This window comes from Achromobacter spanius, from assembly GCF_002812705.1.
GTDB lineage: Bacteria > Pseudomonadota > Gammaproteobacteria > Burkholderiales > Burkholderiaceae_B > Achromobacter > Achromobacter spanius.
Genome location: NZ_CP025030.1, coordinates 242,023 through 257,373, shown reverse-complemented (window position 1 = coordinate 257,373; position 15,351 = coordinate 242,023). Strand labels below are relative to the sequence as shown.

Sequence of the window (15,351 nt, the reverse complement as noted above, 5' to 3'; positions counted from 1 at the left end):
CATGGCCGCAGAATCCGCCGCCCGTCGCATTGGCCTCATCATCGTCGGGGATGAAATCCTCTCGGGCCGCCGTCAGGACAAGCATTTTTCGAAAGTCGTCGAGCTGCTCAGCGCGCGCGGCATGCAACTGGGCTGGGCCGAGTTCCTGCCCGATGACCGCGACACCCTGGTGGCAGCGTATCGGCGCAGCTTCGCCACGGGCGACGTGGTGTTTTCGTGTGGCGGCATCGGCGGCACGCCCGATGACCATACGCGTCAGGCCGCCGCCGCCGCCTTGGGCTTGCCGCTGGCCTTGCACCCGGAAGCCGAGCAGGCCATCGCCTTGCGTACCGCTGAAATGGCCGAGAAGGGGCAGGGCACGGCCGACATGAGCGCGCCCGAGAACCAGCAGCGCCTGCAGATGGGCATGTTCCCGGAAGGCTGCGAGATCGTGCCGAACCCGTACAACCGCATTCCGGGCTTTTTCATTCAGGATCACACCTTCGTGCCCGGCTTTCCCGTAATGGCCTGGCCGATGCTGGAATGGACGCTGGACACCCGCTATCGTGCGCTGCAGCATGTGCGAGTCCACGTCGAGCATTCGTTCCTGGTGTTCAGCATGCCGGAGTCACGCATCACCCCGGCCATGGTCAGCGTGGAAAGCCGATGGCCCGATGTGCGCGCGTTCAGCTTGCCCAGCGTGGGCGAAGCCGGCGGAACGCCCCATATTGAGCTGGGTGTGAAGGGCGAACCGGTCGGTGCCGCCGAGGCGCTTGAGTTCCTGCGTGCCGAGGTCCTGCGGTTGGGTGGAAAGCTGGCTCCGCCGGCCGCCGCATAGGAAACCTTGCAAAAAGCCATTGCAAAATGGCGTCGTAAATTTCACAATACGGGAAAGGACTGTTTGCTGCGTTGCCGCAAGACCGGGCTTTTTCGGTGTTGCGGCGCTAGCCCTATCTACCCCTATGCCCCGTCTTTCGACACCCCGTACTCCCTTGGACGCCGAGACCGAAGGCGCGTCCAGCCATCCCATCGCCATCCAGGTGATCGAGCGCGCCATGCGTCTGCTGGATGCCCTGGCCGCGCAGCAGGATCCCGTCACGCTGAAGGAACTGTCGGCCACCACGGGGCTGCATGCGTCCACCGCGCATCGCATTCTTAATGACCTGGTCGTGGGCCGCTACGTTGAGCGCGTCGACAACGGCCTGTACCAGTTGGGCATGCGGCTGCTGGAATTGGGGTCATTGGTGAAGGGCCGCCTGAATGTTCGCGAGGCCGCCATTTCGGCCATGCGTTCCCTGCACAAGCTGACCGGGCAGACAATCAACCTGTCGGTGCAGCAGGGGGATGAAATTGTCTATATCGACCGTGCCTGGAGCGAGCGCTCCGGCATGCAGGTGGTGCGCGCCATTGGTGGCCGCGCCCCCTTGCACCTGACGTCTACCGGCAAGCTGTTCCTGTCCACCGGCGACACGCGGCAGGTGCGCGCCTACGCGCTGCGCACGGGTCTTGCCGGCCATACGCGCAACAGCCTGACCGACCTGGACCGCCTGGAACGCGAATTGGCGCTGGTGCGGCGCCACGGCTATGCGCGGGACAACGAAGAGCTTGAGCTGGGCGTGCGTTGCATCGCCGCGGGTATTTTTGATGACACCGGCAAGCTGGTGGCCGGGCTGTCCATCTCGGCGCCCGCCGAACGCTTGCAGGACGATTGGATCAAGGCGCTGGTCGACACCGCGGCCAGTATTTCGGAAGCGCTGGGTTACGAACCCTCGGTTTCCACCGGCTTCAACGGTTTGGGTATGGCCGCGGAAGCCCTGCGTCCGTAGAGCCGGGCGCTTGCCCATGAGGAAAAGGAAAAGCCCCTTGCGGGGCTTTTCTTGCTCTTGCCCACCGCGTTATTGCGGTTCAAGCCCTGCTTTCTTGAACAGCTCGGCCCATTGCGGGACTTGCTGCTTGACCTTGGCGTCAAGCGCCTGCGGGTTCGCTTCCGCGGTCAGCACCGAAGCGCCAAGCTGCTTCATGCGTTCCTGGAACTTGGGGTCGGCCAGGCCGGCCTGCAGGCTCTTGACCAGCTTGTCCACCACCGGCTTGGGCGTGCCCTTCGGCACCCACATTCCGTGCCAGATACCCACTTCAAAGCCCTTGTAGCCGGATTCGTCCATGGTCGGCAGGTTGGGCAGCGTGGGCACACGCTTCAGGCTGGTCACGGCGTAGGCCTTGACCTTGCCGCCTTCGATCTGCTGCGTGGTGTTGGTGGTCTGGTCGCACATCAGGTCCACCTGCTTGCCCAGCAGGTCATTCATGGCCGGAGCGGTGCCCTTGTACGGAATCGTCAGCAACTGGACGCCCAGCGCTTCAACCAGCATGGTGCCGCACAGATGGCTGGCCGCGCCGATACCGGCGTTGGCAAGCGACACCTTGTCTTTGTTCTGTTTGACGTATTCGGCCAGTTCCTTGATGTTGTTGGGCGGGAAGTCCGAGCGCGCGACGATGGTCATGGGCACATCGACCACCAGACCCACGGGCTCGAAGCCCTTGAACGGGTCGTAGCCAGGGTTCTTGTACAGCGAGGGCGCGGTCGTGAAGCCGGCGTGCATCAGCAGGACGGAATAGCCGTCCGGCTGGGCGCGTGCAACCTGCGTCGTGCCGATGGTGCCACCGGCGCCACCCTTGTTTTCGACCACGACCGTCTGTCCCAGGCTTTGCCGCATGGCTTCCGCCAGGGAGCGGGCTACGTTGTCGGTGGGGCCACCCGCGGCGAACGGCACGACCATATTGATGGGGCGTTCCGGATATTCCGCTTGGGCGGCGCCGGCCGCGAACATGGCGCTGGCCGCGAGCAGGGCCGAAAGCGTGCGGGGAATTAGGGTCATGAAGTCTCCAATTGCAGGGTTTTGCTTGCTGCGATTTAGTTATTGACCGCTGATTTATGGTTTGTTTTTTCTGTCATCAGCGTGCAAGCAGTTTAGAAAAGAATTGATACGCCGTCATGTCCGGTATTTCCCGAATCATGGGAAAAACTTGTCCAGGATCAAAGACGTGCAAACGTCTGCACCGTTAAAGTGCAAATACTTGTTGCGTTGCACAAAAACCGCTTGACAACAATTTCTGCCAGTCTAGAATGTGAATTGTGCAGTGCATCAAACGGGCCGGCGGTAGCTTGTAGTACCAGTTTCCGCGCACGTTTTTATCTTTCGTCGCAGACAACCAATCCTTCTTGCCGGAAAGCGTCCGGCTACCTCTAAAGGAGCATTCTATGAGCGCAATTCCGCAACAAGTCCTGGACCGTCAAAAGGCCAGCATCAACACTTTCGTGGCTGCCCAGTCCGCCGTTTTCGCTGGCTTTGAAAAGCTGGTCGAACTGAATATGAAGGTCGTGCGCGCCACGCTGGACGAAGTCGCCCAGAAGTCGCAGCTAGCCTCTGAAGTCAAGGATCCGCAGGAAGCCGCCGCGTTTGCCTCGGGCCTGCTGCAGCCGGGCGCTGAAAAGGCCATGGCCTACACCAAGCACGTGTATGACATCGTTGCCGGTGTGCAAGGCAGCCTGGTCAAGCTGACCGAAGAGCAAATCGCTGAAAGCCAGCAGCAACTGAGCGAAGCCGTCGACCAACTGTCGAAGAACGCTCCGGCTGGTTCCGAAAGCGCCGTCGCCCTGATCAAGTCCTCGCTGGCCACCGCCACCAGCGCTTACGATTCCGTGACCAAGGCCGCCAAGCAGGCTGCTGAAGTTGCCGAGTCGAACCTGAATGCCGCCGCCAACGCGACCTTCAAGGCAGCAACGGATGCCGCCGATGCCGCCACCAAGGTTGCCAGCCGTAGCCGTCGCACCGCCTGAGTCTTGGCGCGCGATGCTGCGCAAATCGCAGTAATGTAGTACTGTTGAGTAACAGAGCAGAGCTGGAATTAGGGCCACCCACAGGGTGGCCCCTTTTTTTGCCTGGCGCGATGGCCGGGCGCAGTGGGGCGCACCCAAGGGTGCACTCGGCAAGCCCCAAGTGTGCACTTGGGAAGCACCCCGAGGGTGCATCTTTTTGATGGCTAGCGTTTTGCCGTCGCGCGTACGCACTCGCCCACGAGGGCAGGGCCGCGGTAGATCAAACCCGTGTACAACTGCACGGCGTCCGCGCCGGCAGCCATTTTTTCGCGCGCTTGCTGGCCCGACAGCACGCCGCCCACGCCAATGATTGCCAGGCTGTTGCCCAGCTGTTCCTTCAGGCGGCGTATCACTTTCAACGACAGTTCATGCACCGGCGCGCCCGACAGGCCGCCGGCTTCTTCGGCGTGCGCCTGACCCGCGACCGCGTCGCGCGACAGCGTGGTGTTGGTGGCGATGACGCCGTCGATGCCGTGGCGCGGCAAGGTATCGGCAATGGCGTCGATCTGTTCTTGCGTCAGGTCCGGGGCGATCTTCACCGCCATGGGCACGCGGCGCTGGTGCTGGTCTTCCAAGGCCCGGCGCTTGTCGGCCAACTGCGCCAGCAACGCCGACAGTTCATCGCCGCTTTGCAGCGCCCGCAGGTTCTTGGTGTTCGGCGACGAAATGTTCACCGTCACATAGTCCGCATGCGGGTACACCCCTTCCAGGCCGATCAGGTAATCGTCGGCGGCGCGCTCAATGGGCGTGTCCGCGTTCTTGCCGATGTTCAGGCCCAGGATGCCGCCCTGCTTGCGCCACTGGCTGCGTTGCACATTAGCCAGAAAGGCGGGCAGGCCCTGGTTATTGAAGCCCAGGCGGTTGATCAGCGCATTGGCGCGCGGCAACCGGAACATGCGCGGCTTGGGGTTGCCGGGCTGCGCGCGCGGGGTCACCGTGCCGACCTCGATAAAACCAAAGCCCAGGTTGCCCAGCGCATCGATATAGGCGCCGTTCTTGTCCAGCCCCGCCGCCAACCCGATCGGGTTTTCCAGTTGCATGCCCATCAGCGTGCATGGCGCCTTGGGCTGCGCATGCATCAGCTTGCGCGTGGCGCCGCATTCATACGCGCGTTGCAGGCCCGACAGCGTAACTTCGTGGGCGGTTTCCGCGTCCATGGCGAACAACGCCGGGCGGGCCAGGGGATAGGCGTGGAAGAGGATAGACATGGGGCGGAATTGTAGAGCGAATTTCGCCTGGCTTGCGCTAAACCCAGGCGGCTCCGGAATCAAGTCAAAGGGACGGATTGGCCTGAGCCTGCCATTCGCCATCGACCAGGAACTGCGCGGGATGGAAGCTGGACTTATAGGACATTTTGCGGCTCTCGGCGATCCAGTAGCCCAGATAGAGCCAGGGCAGGTTCAGCGTGCGGCACTGCTCGATCTGCCACAGGATGCTGTAGGTGCCCAGGCTGCCTTCGATGTCCGGATCATAGAAGGTGTAGACCGACGACAGCCCGTCATCCAGCACGTCGATGATCGACACCATCATCAGCACACCCTCGGGGTCACGGAATTCCACCAGGCGCGTGTTGACCCGGCTGGTCAGCAGGAATTGCGCGTACTGCGTGCGGCTGTCTTCGTCCATGCCGCCGCCCGGGTGCCGGCCCTGCTGATAGCGCGTGTAGAGCCGATAGTGTTCGGGCGACCAGGCCAGCTCGGCCACGAACGACTGCAGGGATTGATGGTCACGCCAGGCGCGTCGCTGGCTGCGGTTGGGCGCGAAACCCGCCGTGTCCACGCGCACGGGCACGCAGGCACGGCAATTGTCGCAATGGGGGCGGTAGGTGAACAGCCCGCTGCGGCGAAACCCTTGTTCGACCAACTGCGAATAGGTGCCCGCGTTGATCAGATGGCCCGGCGCGGCAACCTGCGACCGCGCCTGGCGACCCGGCAGGTAGCTGCAAGGGTAAGGAGCGGTTGCGTAGAACTGCAGCGTGGAGAAGGGGAGTTCTTTGAGCTGGCTCATGGAGTAGTGCGCATCGCGCGGTCCGTCCGCGATGGGATGGCTACATATTAACGCTTAAGTCGCCGTCGGATGGGGCGTCCGGCAGCAGGCGCGCGGCGCTGTCCAGGGTGCCCCGGGCCCAGGAAATCGGGGGCTGCGCCGTGGCATGGCGGACGTACTCGAGGAACTGCGTGCGCGGGATAGGGCGGGCGCCCAGGCTGGCCAGATGCTGTGTCTGCTGCTGGCAATCAATCCGTTCCACGCCTTGCGCCGCCAGATAGCGCACCAGGTAGGCCAGGGCGATCTTTGACGCGTTGGGCGCGCGGGTGAACATGGATTCGCCGAAGAACATGCGGCCCAGGCTGATGCCGTAAAGGCCGCCAGCCAGTTCGCCATCGATCCACGTTTCGATGCTATGCACATAGCCAGCCCGGTGCCAGTCCGCATACGCGTGCTGCATGGCGCTGGTGATCCAGGTGCCCGGCTGCCCCGCGCGTGGGGCAGCGCATCGCGCCATGACCTCGGAAAAGGCAGTGTCCACCCGCACCTGCACGCGCGGCTGCGCGTCCTGCTCCTGGCTGGCAATTTGCCGCAGTAGCTTGCGCAGTGAATGGGATGGCGAAAAGTCCTTGATCGCCAGCACCATGCGCGGGTCGGGGCTCCACCACAGCACGGGCTCACCTTCCGAATACCAGGGAAAGATGCCGTTGGAATAAGCCTGGATCAGGCGGTCGGTGGATAGGTCGGCGCCGGCCGCGAGCAGGCCGTCAGGTTCCGTCAGCGCATATTCCGCGGGCGGAAACGGAGTGTCGACGGCAAGCCAGGGCAGCTTCAACGGTGCGATTCTAGGGTGTAGTGATGGGGCACGAACGCGCCTTGCTTGCGGTCGTCAAAGTAATGGCGCAGCGTGGTCGCCACGGTGCGAAACGCCAGATCGTCCCAGGGGATGTCGGCTTCGTCGTACCAGCGGGCCTCCAGGCTTTCCGGGCCGGGATCCAGTTCGGGCCCCAGCGCCTGGGCCAGATAGAAAACGTGTACCTGATCGATCTGCGGCAGGTCGATCATGGTGTAGAGCTCGCCCAGTTGGATACGCGCGCCGGATTCCTCAAGCGTTTCGCGGGCCGCGCCTTGGGCCGTGCTTTCGCCCAGCTCCATGAAGCCAGCCGGCAGCGTCCAGGTGTTGTAGCGCGGTTCGATTGCGCGCCGGCACAGCAGCACGCGGTTTTCCCAGACGGGCACCGTGCCCACCACCAAACGCGGGTTCTGGTAGTGGATGGCGCCGCAGTGATCACAGATGTCGCGTTCACGGTTGTCGCCTTCCGGCACCCGGCGGTTGACGGGCGTGCCGCACTGGCTGCAAAAAAGCGAACGGCGGGGGGCGGGGAAGTATTCGATGGACGATTTGGCGGTCATGGGCTTGATTCTAACGGCTGCGGCGCGGACCGGCGCGTCCCCCGGGGGCAGCAGGGGTGGCGCCGCCGAACCGTTCTTCCAAGTGCTCGACGAACGACCTCACCTTGGGCGAGAGGAAGCGGCGATGCGGGTAGATGGCGTACATGGAAATCGGGGTGTGCGCGTAGTCGGCCAGCAAGGCCACCAGCCGGCCGGCGCGGATATCGTCGCCGACCAGGAATTCGGGTTGCAGAATAATGCCATGGCCGGCCAGCGACGCGGTGCGCAGCACGTCGCCGTTGTTGGCCCGTAACGCGGCGGTGATGCGCACCAGATGCGTGACCCCGTCTTTCTCGAAGTGCCATTCATTGCCGGTACTGGCATAGGCGTAGTGCAAGCAACGGTGCTGCTTCAGGTCTTCGGGCGTCTTTGGTGTGCCATGGCGCTTCAGGTAGGCGGGGGCGGCGCAAACCAGCAATTGCTGCGGGGCCAGGGGGCGTGCCACCAGCGACGAGTCTTGCAGCGGCCCGATCCGCACCGCCACGTCGTAGCCGTCTTCCACCAGGTCCACCACGCGGTCGTTCAGGTCCAGGTCGATGACTACGTCGGGATAGCGTTGCAGATATTCCGCAATGGCGGGCCCCAGATGCAGAATGCCGAACGACACCGGCGCACTGATCCGAAGGCGGCCGCTGGGGCGCTGGCCCTCGGCCTGCAATGACAGCTCCAGATCCGCCACTTCCGCCAGGATGGGGCGCACCCGCTCATAGAACGCGCGCCCGGCGTCCGTCATGCTGAGTTTGCGCGTGGTGCGGTTCAGCAGGCGCACCCCGTACTTTTGTTCCAGATAGGCAATCTGCCGCGTCACGACCGAGCGCGCCTGGCCCATCTTGTCGGCCGCGGCCGCGAAAGAGCCCAATTCAACGACCTTGGCGTAGGTCTGCATGGCGGTGTGTGTATCCAAGATTGTTTCCTAACGGGGAACAATAATTTGCAATTCTGCAGGTTTATCTTTGTTTTTGGAATCGCAAGAATAGCGCCCTTGGAAGGATCTCCCGTGTCGGGAGATTCCCAACCGCACAAGGAATTGCAATGATCGATACCCGTACCGCGCCTTACGCCGCGCTGCTGCTGCGCGTGGCGCTTGGCGTCATGTTCCTGGCCCACGGCCTGACCAAGCTGCTGGTGTTCACGCTGCCCGGCACCGCGCAGTTCTTCGCCAAGATCGGGTTCGCTGGTTGGCTGGCCTACCCCGTCACGTTCTTTGAAGTGGGTGCCGGCGTGCTGTTGATTTTGGGCATTGTGCCGCGCTGGGTGGCGGCGATCGCGGTGGTGCAGTTGTTCGTGGCGTCCACCGTGCACTTTGGCAATGGCTGGGGCTTCGGCAATGCCGGCGGCGGTTGGGAATATCCGATCTTCCTGACCGTTGCCGCCGCCGTGCTGGTGCTGCTGGGCGATGGCAAGTTCGCCCTGGTCAAGAGCGGGCGCGGCTGATAGCAACCCGCGCAGGCGAATCAGCCAGCCGGATTGGGATCGAACCCCAGGCGTCGCGCCACATCCTGCCGCGTAATCGCGCACAGTGGCGCGGCGGCGTAGACGCCAGGCCAGGAAACCGAGATCGTCGTGTCAGGTGCCAGGTCGGCCAAGGTCTCAAGCAGTGGGGCGCCATCCTCGGTACACAGTTTTTCCAGCACTGCGGGCAGGTCGCGGTCCAGCAGCAAGCCGGCGCCTGCTTGCGTGACCGCGTACAACTGGCCCGCGTCGTCCAGCCACCAGCTACTGATGGTGTCGACCGCCACATCCGTATGCGTCAGCAGGCGGCGGTTGTCGTCGCTCAGACGAAGCACGAACGGCGCGCCGTCCAGGCGCACGAAGACCCGCTGCGGCCCGTTCTGGAAATACCAGCGGCCGGCGTCGTCATGTTCATAGTTGCGGTTGATGAAGTCCAGGATCTGGGTATTGGTAATGGATTCGCCCGCGCCGCCTTGCCCGGCCTGGCCCTGCGGATGCAGGCGCCACCGGCCGCGTCCGTCCAGCGACAGCCAGCCAAACACCGCCGGCACGTTGGGCCAGCGGGCGAGTGCGTCCTTTACCGATTGATCCATGTTCAGGGCCTGATGATGATGGAAGGCGGCGTGATGACAATGGCGGGGGCCGCCATCGGTACGACGACCTGAGGCTGTGCATAGTACCCCTGCCGGTAATCATCGCGGCACTTGCGCTTTTCCTGGTATTCGCCGTTGCGCTTCCATTTGCGCTCGACCTTGCACGCGCCGTCCCAGTATTTTTCCTTGTACTCGCGTCCGTGACGATGGTGGTGGCGGTCGTCGTCGTCGGCCTGGGCAGCTATCGGTGCAAGCGATAGCAAGGCGGCGGTCGACAGGGCAAGCATGGGGGAACAGGCGCGGGAAATCAGAATGCGGTGCATGGCGTCGACGTGAGTGGAAAACGGCGTCACCTTAGCAATCATTCGATTGTCCGCGCGTAGGGATGCGTAACGAGTTGCGAGAGGCCGAGGGGGCGGGGCGCGCGATTTTCGCTGGACGAAAATTTGCTGCGACGCAACTTTACCGGGTCTGCGGGCTTGCCTATCTTGTGCCCATACTTAGCCAACGGGCCTTGCCGCTGCCATGCCATCCCAGGAAACGAGCCTAGTCTCTGCTACGAAAAAGGTCTGCCGCGTACTGGCCAGCCTGTCCAGCCGGCGCGTCCAGCGCCTGACGGATATTGCCCAGGCGGCGCAGCTGGATGTCTCCACGGCCCTGCGCATCCTGAAGGACCTGGAAGCCGAGGGTTTCGTGGAGCGAGACCCGGTCAGCAAGCACTACATGCTGGGACCGCAGATCTACGCCATGCACCACGCTATGGTCGATGGCCTGGATTTGCGCGGCTTGGCGCGCGCCTCGCTGATCCGTCTTGCCCGCAAGTTCGGCGACACCGTCATCCTGTCCATGCCCACCGGCTGGGAGTCCGTTTGCCTGGATCTGTGTTTCGGCGATTACCCGATACGCGCCAACTACCTGGATGTGGGCAGCCGGCGTCCGCTGGGCGTCGGCGCGGGCAGTCTGGCGCTGTTGGCCGCGTTGGATGAGAGCGAGGCGCATGCCGTGCTGCCGCCCGTGCGTCAGTGGCTGCGCGACCGCTACCCGAACTACCCGGCCCAAGTGATGGACCGGATGACGGCCCGCGCCCGCAAGGCCGGCCATTCGATGCTATTGGACGTGGTGGTGGACAAGATGGGTGGCCTGGGCGTGGCCGTGCGTGGTCCCAGCGGACGCGCCATTGCCGCGCTCAGCGTGGCGGCGCTTAGCGACCGCATCCGATCGCGTGAAACAGAACTGGCGCAGGCGCTCACTGCCGAGGCGCGCGCCATCGAACGCGCGTGGATGCCTCATGCTTGATCGCCGCCACGCCTACTTGCTTGCCGCCGTCACCACGCGATTCGGTCGCCATGAAGGGCGTTCGGCCTTGGACCTGATGGCCGAGGCCGCCAATGATGCGCTGGCGCAAGCCGGCGTGCCGCGCGGCGATATCGACGGCGTGCTGTGTGGCTACGCCACCACGTACCCGCATTTGATGCTGGCCACGCTACTCAGTGAAAAGCTGGGCCTGGACCCTCACTATGCCCATGGCATGCAGATGGGCGGCGCGACCGGCGCGGCCATGGTCATGCTGGCCCGCGAGCTGGTACGCTCGGGCCGTTGCCGCCGCCTGTTGGTAGTGGCCGGCGAGAACCGATTGACAGGGCAGCCGGTCGACGCCTCCATCCAGACCTTGGCGCAGGTCGGCGAAGCCGACACAGAAGTGCCCAATGGCGCCTCGGTGCCCGCCTATTACGCGCTGCTGGCGTCCCGCTACATGCACCTTACCGGCACGCGCCGCGAAGACCTGGCCGAGCTTGCCGTGCTGATGCGGCGCCACGCCGCCGGCCACGCCTGCTCGCACTTGGCGGAGCCCATCAGCGTGGAACAGGTGATGGCTTCGCGGCCCATCTCCACGCCGTTGCACCTGCTCGATTGCTGCCCAATCTCGGATGGCGCGGTGGCGCTGCTCATCAGCACGGACGATGGCCCGGTGCGCATCAGCGGCGCGGGCCAGGCGCATCGCCACCAGCACCTGTCGGCGCTGAACGACGTCGAAGACACCGGCGCCGCGCGCGCCTGGCAGCGCGCTCGCCTTGATGCCAGCATCGAACCCGGCCAGATCGATTACCTGGGCATCTACGATTCCTTCACCATCACGCTGGCCATGCTGCTTGAAGAGCTGGGCTACGCGCCGCGCGGTGGGGCCGCGCAACGGGTGCGGCGCGGAGATTTCAATGCTGCTGGGCCGCTGCCGCTCAATACGCATGGCGGACTGTTGTCCTTCGGGCATTCCGGCGTGGCCGGCGGCATGGCGCATGTTGCCGAGGCCTGGACCCAACTGGCGGGCCGTGGCGGGGCACGCCAGGCGGCCAGGCGCCGTTGTGCGTTGGTGCATGCCGACGGCGGTGTGCTGTCGGCCCACGTCAGCCTGGTGCTGCAAGCGGAGGACGCCCGATGAACACGCACGGCGCGTTGGAATTGCAGCGTTGCGACGATTGCGGTGCTTGGTGGGCCTTGCGCCCCTATGCCTGCGCGTCCTGCGGCGGCACGTCCTTGAAATGGCGTCACAGCGGCGGGGTGGGCGTGGTCCTGGCGCGCACCGACGTGCATCGCGCGCCCGACGAATTCTGGCGTCGGCATGTGCCTTACACGCTGGTTCTGGTGCGCCTTGAGGAGGGCGCGGTACTGATGGGCCATGCCGACACCGGCGTGGCCATTGGCCAGGAAGTCGTGGGCCGCGCGATGCGCATCGACGGCCGCGCATTGCTGGGTTTCGAGGCGCGCCGGCCGCCTTGATGCGCCGCCGGCATTTCCACACTCTGTAGAACAACACATCCGCAAGGAGGAGACAACATGCGCGCAATCGCAGCATGGCGCACGGCCCTGGCCGTGATTTCCCTGGCGGCGGCCACCGCCGCGGCCGCTCAGGACTGGCCTGACAAGTCCATCACCCTCGTGGTTCCCTATCCCCCGGGAGGCCCCACCGACATCGTGGCCCGCGTCGTGGCGCAGGGCCTGGGCGACGAGCTCAAGCAAACCATCATCGTCGACAATCGTTCCGGCGCCGGCGGCAACATCGGCGCCGACATGGTCGCCAAAAGCACTCCCGACGGCTATACGCTGCTGATGGCGACCACCGCCCACGCCATCAATATGTCGCTGTTCAAGAACTTGAACTACGACACGCGCAAGAGCTTCGCGCCGTTGTCCTTGTTGACCCAAGGGCCACTGGTTATCGTCGCCCGGCCGGACCTGCCCGCCTCCAATGTGCGCGAGCTGATCGCGCTGGCCAAGGCCACACCCGACAAGCTCAGCTTCGCCTCGTCCGGCAATGGGCAGTCCACCCACCTGGCGGCAGAGTTGTTCGACGCCATGGCCGGCGTGCGCATGGTGCATGTGCCGTACCGGGGCAGCGCGCCCGCACTGACCGACGTCATGGGCGGGCAGGCCGACGTCATGTTCGACACGATGCTGTCATCAATGCCCTATGTGAAGGGTGGAAAGCTCAAGGCGCTTGCCATCACCGGCGCGACACGCTCGGCTGCCGCGCCTGACGTGCCGACGGTGGCCGAGGCTGGGCTGCCGGGGTATGAAGCCACCGCCTGGAATGGCCTGCTGGCGCCGGTCGGCACGCCCGACGCGGTGGTGCAGCGGCTTAGCAGCGCGTTGCACAAAGTGTTGGAACGTCCCGATATCAAGCAAAAGTTTGCGGCGCAGGGCTTCGCCTCCGCCTGGATGACGCCCGCCGACACGGCCCGCTTTCTGGACGCCGAGATCGGCAAATGGGCAAGCGTCGTCAAGACTTCCGGGGCGACGGTCAACTGACCGCTCCGGCCACGCACCTATCCTAGCTAGGGGAGTTCCATGGCTTCTGTACTTACCGGTGAAGCAGGCCTTGCACGGCTGCTTCACCCGGCCTCTATCGCCATCGTCGGCGCGTCTGACAACCCGGACAAGATCGGCGGCCGACCCATACATTACATGCGGCGTCACGGCTATGCGGGCACGCTGTACCCGATCAATCCACAACGTGCCGAGGTCCAGGGCGAACGCGCCTGGCCCAGCCTGGCCGCGTTGCCCGTTGCGCCGGACCTTGCGATCGTGGCGGTGGCGGGAGAACAGGCCGTACAGGCCGTGGACCAATGCGCGGAATTGGGCGTGGCCGCCGCCATCGTCATTTCGGCGGGCTTTTCGGAAACCGGGCCGGCGGGTCGCGCGCTGCAAGATGCAATGACGGCACGGGCGCGCGCCGCCGGCCTGCGCATCGTGGGCCCGAATTCGCAAGGCCTGGCCAATTTCGGCAACGGCGCCATCGCCAGCTTCTCGACCATGTTCATGGAGGTGGAGCCGGAAGATGGGCCCGTGGCGGTCATCAGCCAAAGCGGCGGCATGTGCGCCATGGTGTACGGCCTGCTGCGCCAGCGCGGCATCGGCGTGCGGCATGTGCATGCCACCGGCAACGAGGCCGACGTCTCGGTCTCGGAACTGGCCTGCGCGACGCTACGCGACCCGGAAGTGGGCATCGTGCTGCTGTACCTTGAGTCGCTGCGTGAGGCTGGGCCGCTAGCCCAGGCCGCCGCGATGGCGCGGGCGCGTGGCGTGCCGTTGATCGTGGTCAAGGCAGGGCGGTCCGAGGCGGGCGCCCGCGCCGCGGCCTCGCATACCGGCGCCTTGGCCAACGAAGACCGGGCCGTGGATGCGTTCCTTGAGCATCACGGCATCCTCCGGGCGCGCGATCCGCAGGAGCTTGTGCGCTACGCCGAACTGGCCCTGCGCAGCCCGCTGCCGCAGGGCCCTCGGGTGGTAGTGGTCAGCAATTCAGGCGCCAGTTGCGTGCTGGCCTCGGATGCCGCCGCGGATCGGGGGCTGGACATCGCCCCCTTGAACATCGCCACCCAGCGGGCGCTGGCCGAACGCCTGCCCGGCTTTGCCACCACCGTAAATCCCGTGGACATCACCGCGGCACTGCTGTCGAACAACGGCCTGTTTGGCCAGGTGCTGCCGGTGATAGGCGCCGACCCGGCCGCCGACATGTTCCTGTTGGACATCCCGGTGGCGGGCCGTGGCTACGACGTGGACTCGTTCGCGGCCGATGCGGCGGACTTTGCCCGGTCGGCGTCCAAGCCGGTCACCGTGGTTGCCTGGCAGGAGAACGTTGCCAAGGTCTTCCGCGCGCGCGGCCTGCCGGTGTACGCCGACGAAATGCAGGCGATGGATGCCATGGCGGCGCTGTTTCGACTGCGCCGGCTGCGCGAGCGCAGCAGCCTCGCCGCGCCCGCCGCGCCGCAAGGCCAGATTGCGAGCTGCCTGGCGCCCGGCGTGGCTGGTGGTTTTTTGTCTGAGGCCGAGAGCCTGGCTTTACTGGCCCGGGCCGGACTGGCCGTTGTGGCGCATGCTGTCTGTCGCGACGCCGATGAGGCGGTGGCGGCATGGCGGCGTATGGGCGCGCCGGTGGCCCTGAAGGCTTGCTCGGCGCAATTGCCGCACAAGTCGGAACATGGCTTGGTGGCGCTGGGACTGAATGATGAAGCGGCGCTGCGGACAGCGCTGTCGCAACAGGCGCAAACCCTGGCCGGCCTGGGGGTGCGCGACGGCGTCTGGCTGGTGGCGCGAATGCAGCGCGGCCTGCACGAATGCGCGCTGGGCGCGCGGATGGATCCGGTGCTGGGACCCGTCGTCATGATCGGCAGTGGTGGCAAGTATGTCGAGGCGCTGCGCGACGTGGCGGTGCTGATGCCGCCGTTCGACACCGATCAGGTCATCGAAAAATTGCGTGGCCTGCGCATCGGCGCGCTGTTGCGGGGTGTGCGCGGCGATCCGCCCGCGGATATCCCGGCCTTGGCGGTGCAGGCCGTGGCGCTTGGCCGCTACGTGCTGTCCGCCGGATCTCGGCTGGCTTCGATCGATATCAACCCTGTGCTGGTTGGCGCCATGGGGCAGGGGGCGGTGGCGCTGGATGCGCTTGTCGAAATCAATGGAAGCAGCTTATCGGTGCCAGGCCTTGCAGCCTGACAACGGCACACCCCAAGCCCGATC

Annotated in this window: 17 protein-coding genes; 9 read left to right on the top strand and 8 right to left on the bottom strand. The window is 65.0% G+C overall.

Going from position 1 to position 15,351, the window contains the following annotated elements; translation table 11 throughout:
- Nucleotide 1 precedes the first annotated feature (1 nt).
- On the top strand, nucleotides 2-817 hold the full coding sequence (locus tag CVS48_RS01310; protein ID WP_100852919.1) for a competence/damage-inducible protein A: 816 nt from the start codon (nucleotides 2-4) through the stop codon (nucleotides 815-817).
- Between the two features lie 124 nt (nucleotides 818-941).
- Nucleotides 942-1,805: an IclR family transcriptional regulator gene (locus tag CVS48_RS01305; protein WP_100852918.1), complete on the top strand. Its 864-nt coding sequence runs from the start codon at nucleotides 942-944 to the stop codon at nucleotides 1,803-1,805.
- A 69-nt stretch (nucleotides 1,806-1,874) separates the two neighbouring features.
- On the opposite strand, the gene CVS48_RS01300 is transcribed toward CVS48_RS01305, so the two are convergent.
- Nucleotides 1,875-2,852 (bottom strand): tripartite tricarboxylate transporter substrate binding protein BugD, encoded by a 978-nt coding sequence (locus CVS48_RS01300; RefSeq protein ID WP_100852917.1) that lies wholly within the window; start codon nucleotides 2,850-2,852, stop codon nucleotides 1,875-1,877.
- A gap of 383 nt (nucleotides 2,853-3,235) precedes the next feature.
- Here CVS48_RS01300 and CVS48_RS01295 point away from each other — a divergent pair, with 383 nt between their 5' ends.
- A complete protein-coding gene (locus tag CVS48_RS01295; RefSeq protein WP_100852916.1) occupies nucleotides 3,236-3,814 on the top strand; it encodes a phasin family protein in 579 nt (192 codons plus the stop codon).
- 203 nt (nucleotides 3,815-4,017) lie between these two features.
- Here the strand turns inward: CVS48_RS01295 and CVS48_RS01290 are convergent, their stop codons facing one another.
- From CVS48_RS01290 to CVS48_RS01270, 5 genes are all read right to left on the bottom strand, one after another.
- Nucleotides 4,018-5,061 carry a quinone-dependent dihydroorotate dehydrogenase gene (locus CVS48_RS01290; RefSeq protein WP_100852915.1) on the bottom strand — a complete coding sequence of 348 codons (1,044 nt, stop codon included), beginning with the start codon at nucleotides 5,059-5,061 and terminating at the stop codon, nucleotides 4,018-4,020.
- A gap of 64 nt (nucleotides 5,062-5,125) precedes the next feature.
- Nucleotides 5,126-5,860: an arginyltransferase gene (locus tag CVS48_RS01285; RefSeq protein ID WP_100852914.1), complete on the bottom strand. Its 735-nt coding sequence runs from the start codon at nucleotides 5,858-5,860 to the stop codon at nucleotides 5,126-5,128.
- 40 nt (nucleotides 5,861-5,900) lie between these two features.
- Nucleotides 5,901-6,674 (bottom strand): leucyl/phenylalanyl-tRNA--protein transferase, encoded by a 774-nt coding sequence (gene aat, locus CVS48_RS01280; RefSeq protein ID WP_100852913.1) that lies wholly within the window; start codon nucleotides 6,672-6,674, stop codon nucleotides 5,901-5,903.
- Nucleotides 6,671-7,252, bottom strand: a complete 582-nt coding sequence (locus CVS48_RS01275) for an NUDIX hydrolase (RefSeq protein WP_100852912.1) — start codon at nucleotides 7,250-7,252, stop codon at nucleotides 6,671-6,673. Before CVS48_RS01275 ends, aat begins: the two co-directional genes overlap by 4 nt.
- A 10-nt stretch (nucleotides 7,253-7,262) precedes the next feature.
- Complete coding sequence (locus CVS48_RS01270) at nucleotides 7,263-8,195, bottom strand: LysR family transcriptional regulator (protein WP_167400932.1); 933 nt, start codon at nucleotides 8,193-8,195, stop codon at nucleotides 7,263-7,265.
- Nucleotides 8,196-8,323: 128 nt separating this feature from the next.
- On the opposite strand from CVS48_RS01270, the gene CVS48_RS01265 reads away from it, so the two are divergent.
- Entirely contained in the window at nucleotides 8,324-8,725 is a 402-nt protein-coding gene (locus CVS48_RS01265) for a DoxX family protein (protein WP_050447291.1), read from the top strand.
- Nucleotides 8,726-8,745: 20 nt separating this feature from the next.
- Here the strand turns inward: CVS48_RS01265 and CVS48_RS01260 are convergent, their stop codons facing one another.
- Both CVS48_RS01260 and CVS48_RS01255 read right to left on the bottom strand, forming a co-directional pair.
- Complete coding sequence (locus CVS48_RS01260; RefSeq protein ID WP_100852910.1) at nucleotides 8,746-9,336, bottom strand: DUF2946 family protein; 591 nt, start codon at nucleotides 9,334-9,336, stop codon at nucleotides 8,746-8,748.
- 2 nt (nucleotides 9,337-9,338) lie between these two features.
- Complete coding sequence (locus CVS48_RS01255; RefSeq protein ID WP_100857459.1) at nucleotides 9,339-9,659, bottom strand: hypothetical protein; 321 nt, start codon at nucleotides 9,657-9,659, stop codon at nucleotides 9,339-9,341.
- A gap of 202 nt (nucleotides 9,660-9,861) precedes the next feature.
- Between CVS48_RS01255 and CVS48_RS01250 the strand changes: the two genes are divergently transcribed.
- The 5 genes from CVS48_RS01250 to CVS48_RS01230 are packed head-to-tail and all read left to right on the top strand — an operon-like array spanning nucleotide 9,862 to nucleotide 15,327.
- A complete protein-coding gene (locus CVS48_RS01250; protein ID WP_100852909.1) occupies nucleotides 9,862-10,632 on the top strand; it encodes an IclR family transcriptional regulator in 771 nt (256 codons plus the stop codon).
- Entirely contained in the window at nucleotides 10,625-11,773 is a 1,149-nt protein-coding gene (locus CVS48_RS01245; RefSeq protein WP_100852908.1) for a thiolase family protein, read from the top strand. The genes CVS48_RS01250 and CVS48_RS01245 overlap by 8 nt, the downstream gene beginning before the upstream one ends.
- Nucleotides 11,770-12,111, top strand: a complete 342-nt coding sequence (locus CVS48_RS01240) for a Zn-ribbon domain-containing OB-fold protein (protein ID WP_100852907.1) — start codon at nucleotides 11,770-11,772, stop codon at nucleotides 12,109-12,111. Before CVS48_RS01245 ends, CVS48_RS01240 begins: the two co-directional genes overlap by 4 nt.
- Before the next feature lie 57 nt (nucleotides 12,112-12,168).
- Nucleotides 12,169-13,140 carry a tripartite tricarboxylate transporter substrate binding protein gene (locus tag CVS48_RS01235; RefSeq protein ID WP_100852906.1) on the top strand — a complete coding sequence of 324 codons (972 nt, stop codon included), beginning with the start codon at nucleotides 12,169-12,171 and terminating at the stop codon, nucleotides 13,138-13,140.
- Between the two features lie 39 nt (nucleotides 13,141-13,179).
- The gene (locus CVS48_RS01230) at nucleotides 13,180-15,327 is read left to right on the top strand and encodes an acetate--CoA ligase family protein (protein WP_100852905.1); all 2,148 of its coding nucleotides are present in this window, start codon (nucleotides 13,180-13,182) and stop codon (nucleotides 15,325-15,327) included.
- Nucleotides 15,328-15,351: the final 24 nt, after the last annotated feature.

What these genes read in the sequence shown, in the direction of transcription:
- CVS48_RS01300 (WP_100852917.1), bottom strand. Translation starts at nt 2,852, where the DNA reads ATGACCCTAATTCCCCGCACGCTTTCGGCCCTGCTCGCGGCCAGCGCC.
- CVS48_RS01245 (WP_100852908.1), top strand. Translation starts at nt 10,625, where the DNA reads ATGCTTGATCGCCGCCACGCCTACTTGCTTGCCGCCGTCACCACGCGA.
- CVS48_RS01305 (WP_100852918.1), top strand. Translation starts at nt 942, where the DNA reads ATGCCCCGTCTTTCGACACCCCGTACTCCCTTGGACGCCGAGACCGAA.
- CVS48_RS01285 (WP_100852914.1), bottom strand. Translation starts at nt 5,860, where the DNA reads ATGAGCCAGCTCAAAGAACTCCCCTTCTCCACGCTGCAGTTCTACGCA.
- CVS48_RS01310 (WP_100852919.1), top strand. Translation starts at nt 2, where the DNA reads ATGGCCGCAGAATCCGCCGCCCGTCGCATTGGCCTCATCATCGTCGGG.
- CVS48_RS01290 (WP_100852915.1), bottom strand. Translation starts at nt 5,061, where the DNA reads ATGTCTATCCTCTTCCACGCCTATCCCCTGGCCCGCCCGGCGTTGTTC.
- CVS48_RS01235 (WP_100852906.1), top strand. Translation starts at nt 12,169, where the DNA reads ATGCGCGCAATCGCAGCATGGCGCACGGCCCTGGCCGTGATTTCCCTG.
- CVS48_RS01260 (WP_100852910.1), bottom strand. Translation starts at nt 9,336, where the DNA reads ATGGATCAATCGGTAAAGGACGCACTCGCCCGCTGGCCCAACGTGCCG.
- CVS48_RS01230 (WP_100852905.1), top strand. Translation starts at nt 13,180, where the DNA reads ATGGCTTCTGTACTTACCGGTGAAGCAGGCCTTGCACGGCTGCTTCAC.
- CVS48_RS01265 (WP_050447291.1), top strand. Translation starts at nt 8,324, where the DNA reads ATGATCGATACCCGTACCGCGCCTTACGCCGCGCTGCTGCTGCGCGTG.
- CVS48_RS01255 (WP_100857459.1), bottom strand. Translation starts at nt 9,659, where the DNA reads ATGCACCGCATTCTGATTTCCCGCGCCTGTTCCCCCATGCTTGCCCTG.
- CVS48_RS01240 (WP_100852907.1), top strand. Translation starts at nt 11,770, where the DNA reads ATGAACACGCACGGCGCGTTGGAATTGCAGCGTTGCGACGATTGCGGT.
- CVS48_RS01250 (WP_100852909.1), top strand. Translation starts at nt 9,862, where the DNA reads ATGCCATCCCAGGAAACGAGCCTAGTCTCTGCTACGAAAAAGGTCTGC.
- CVS48_RS01295 (WP_100852916.1), top strand. Translation starts at nt 3,236, where the DNA reads ATGAGCGCAATTCCGCAACAAGTCCTGGACCGTCAAAAGGCCAGCATC.
- CVS48_RS01275 (WP_100852912.1), bottom strand. Translation starts at nt 7,252, where the DNA reads ATGACCGCCAAATCGTCCATCGAATACTTCCCCGCCCCCCGCCGTTCG.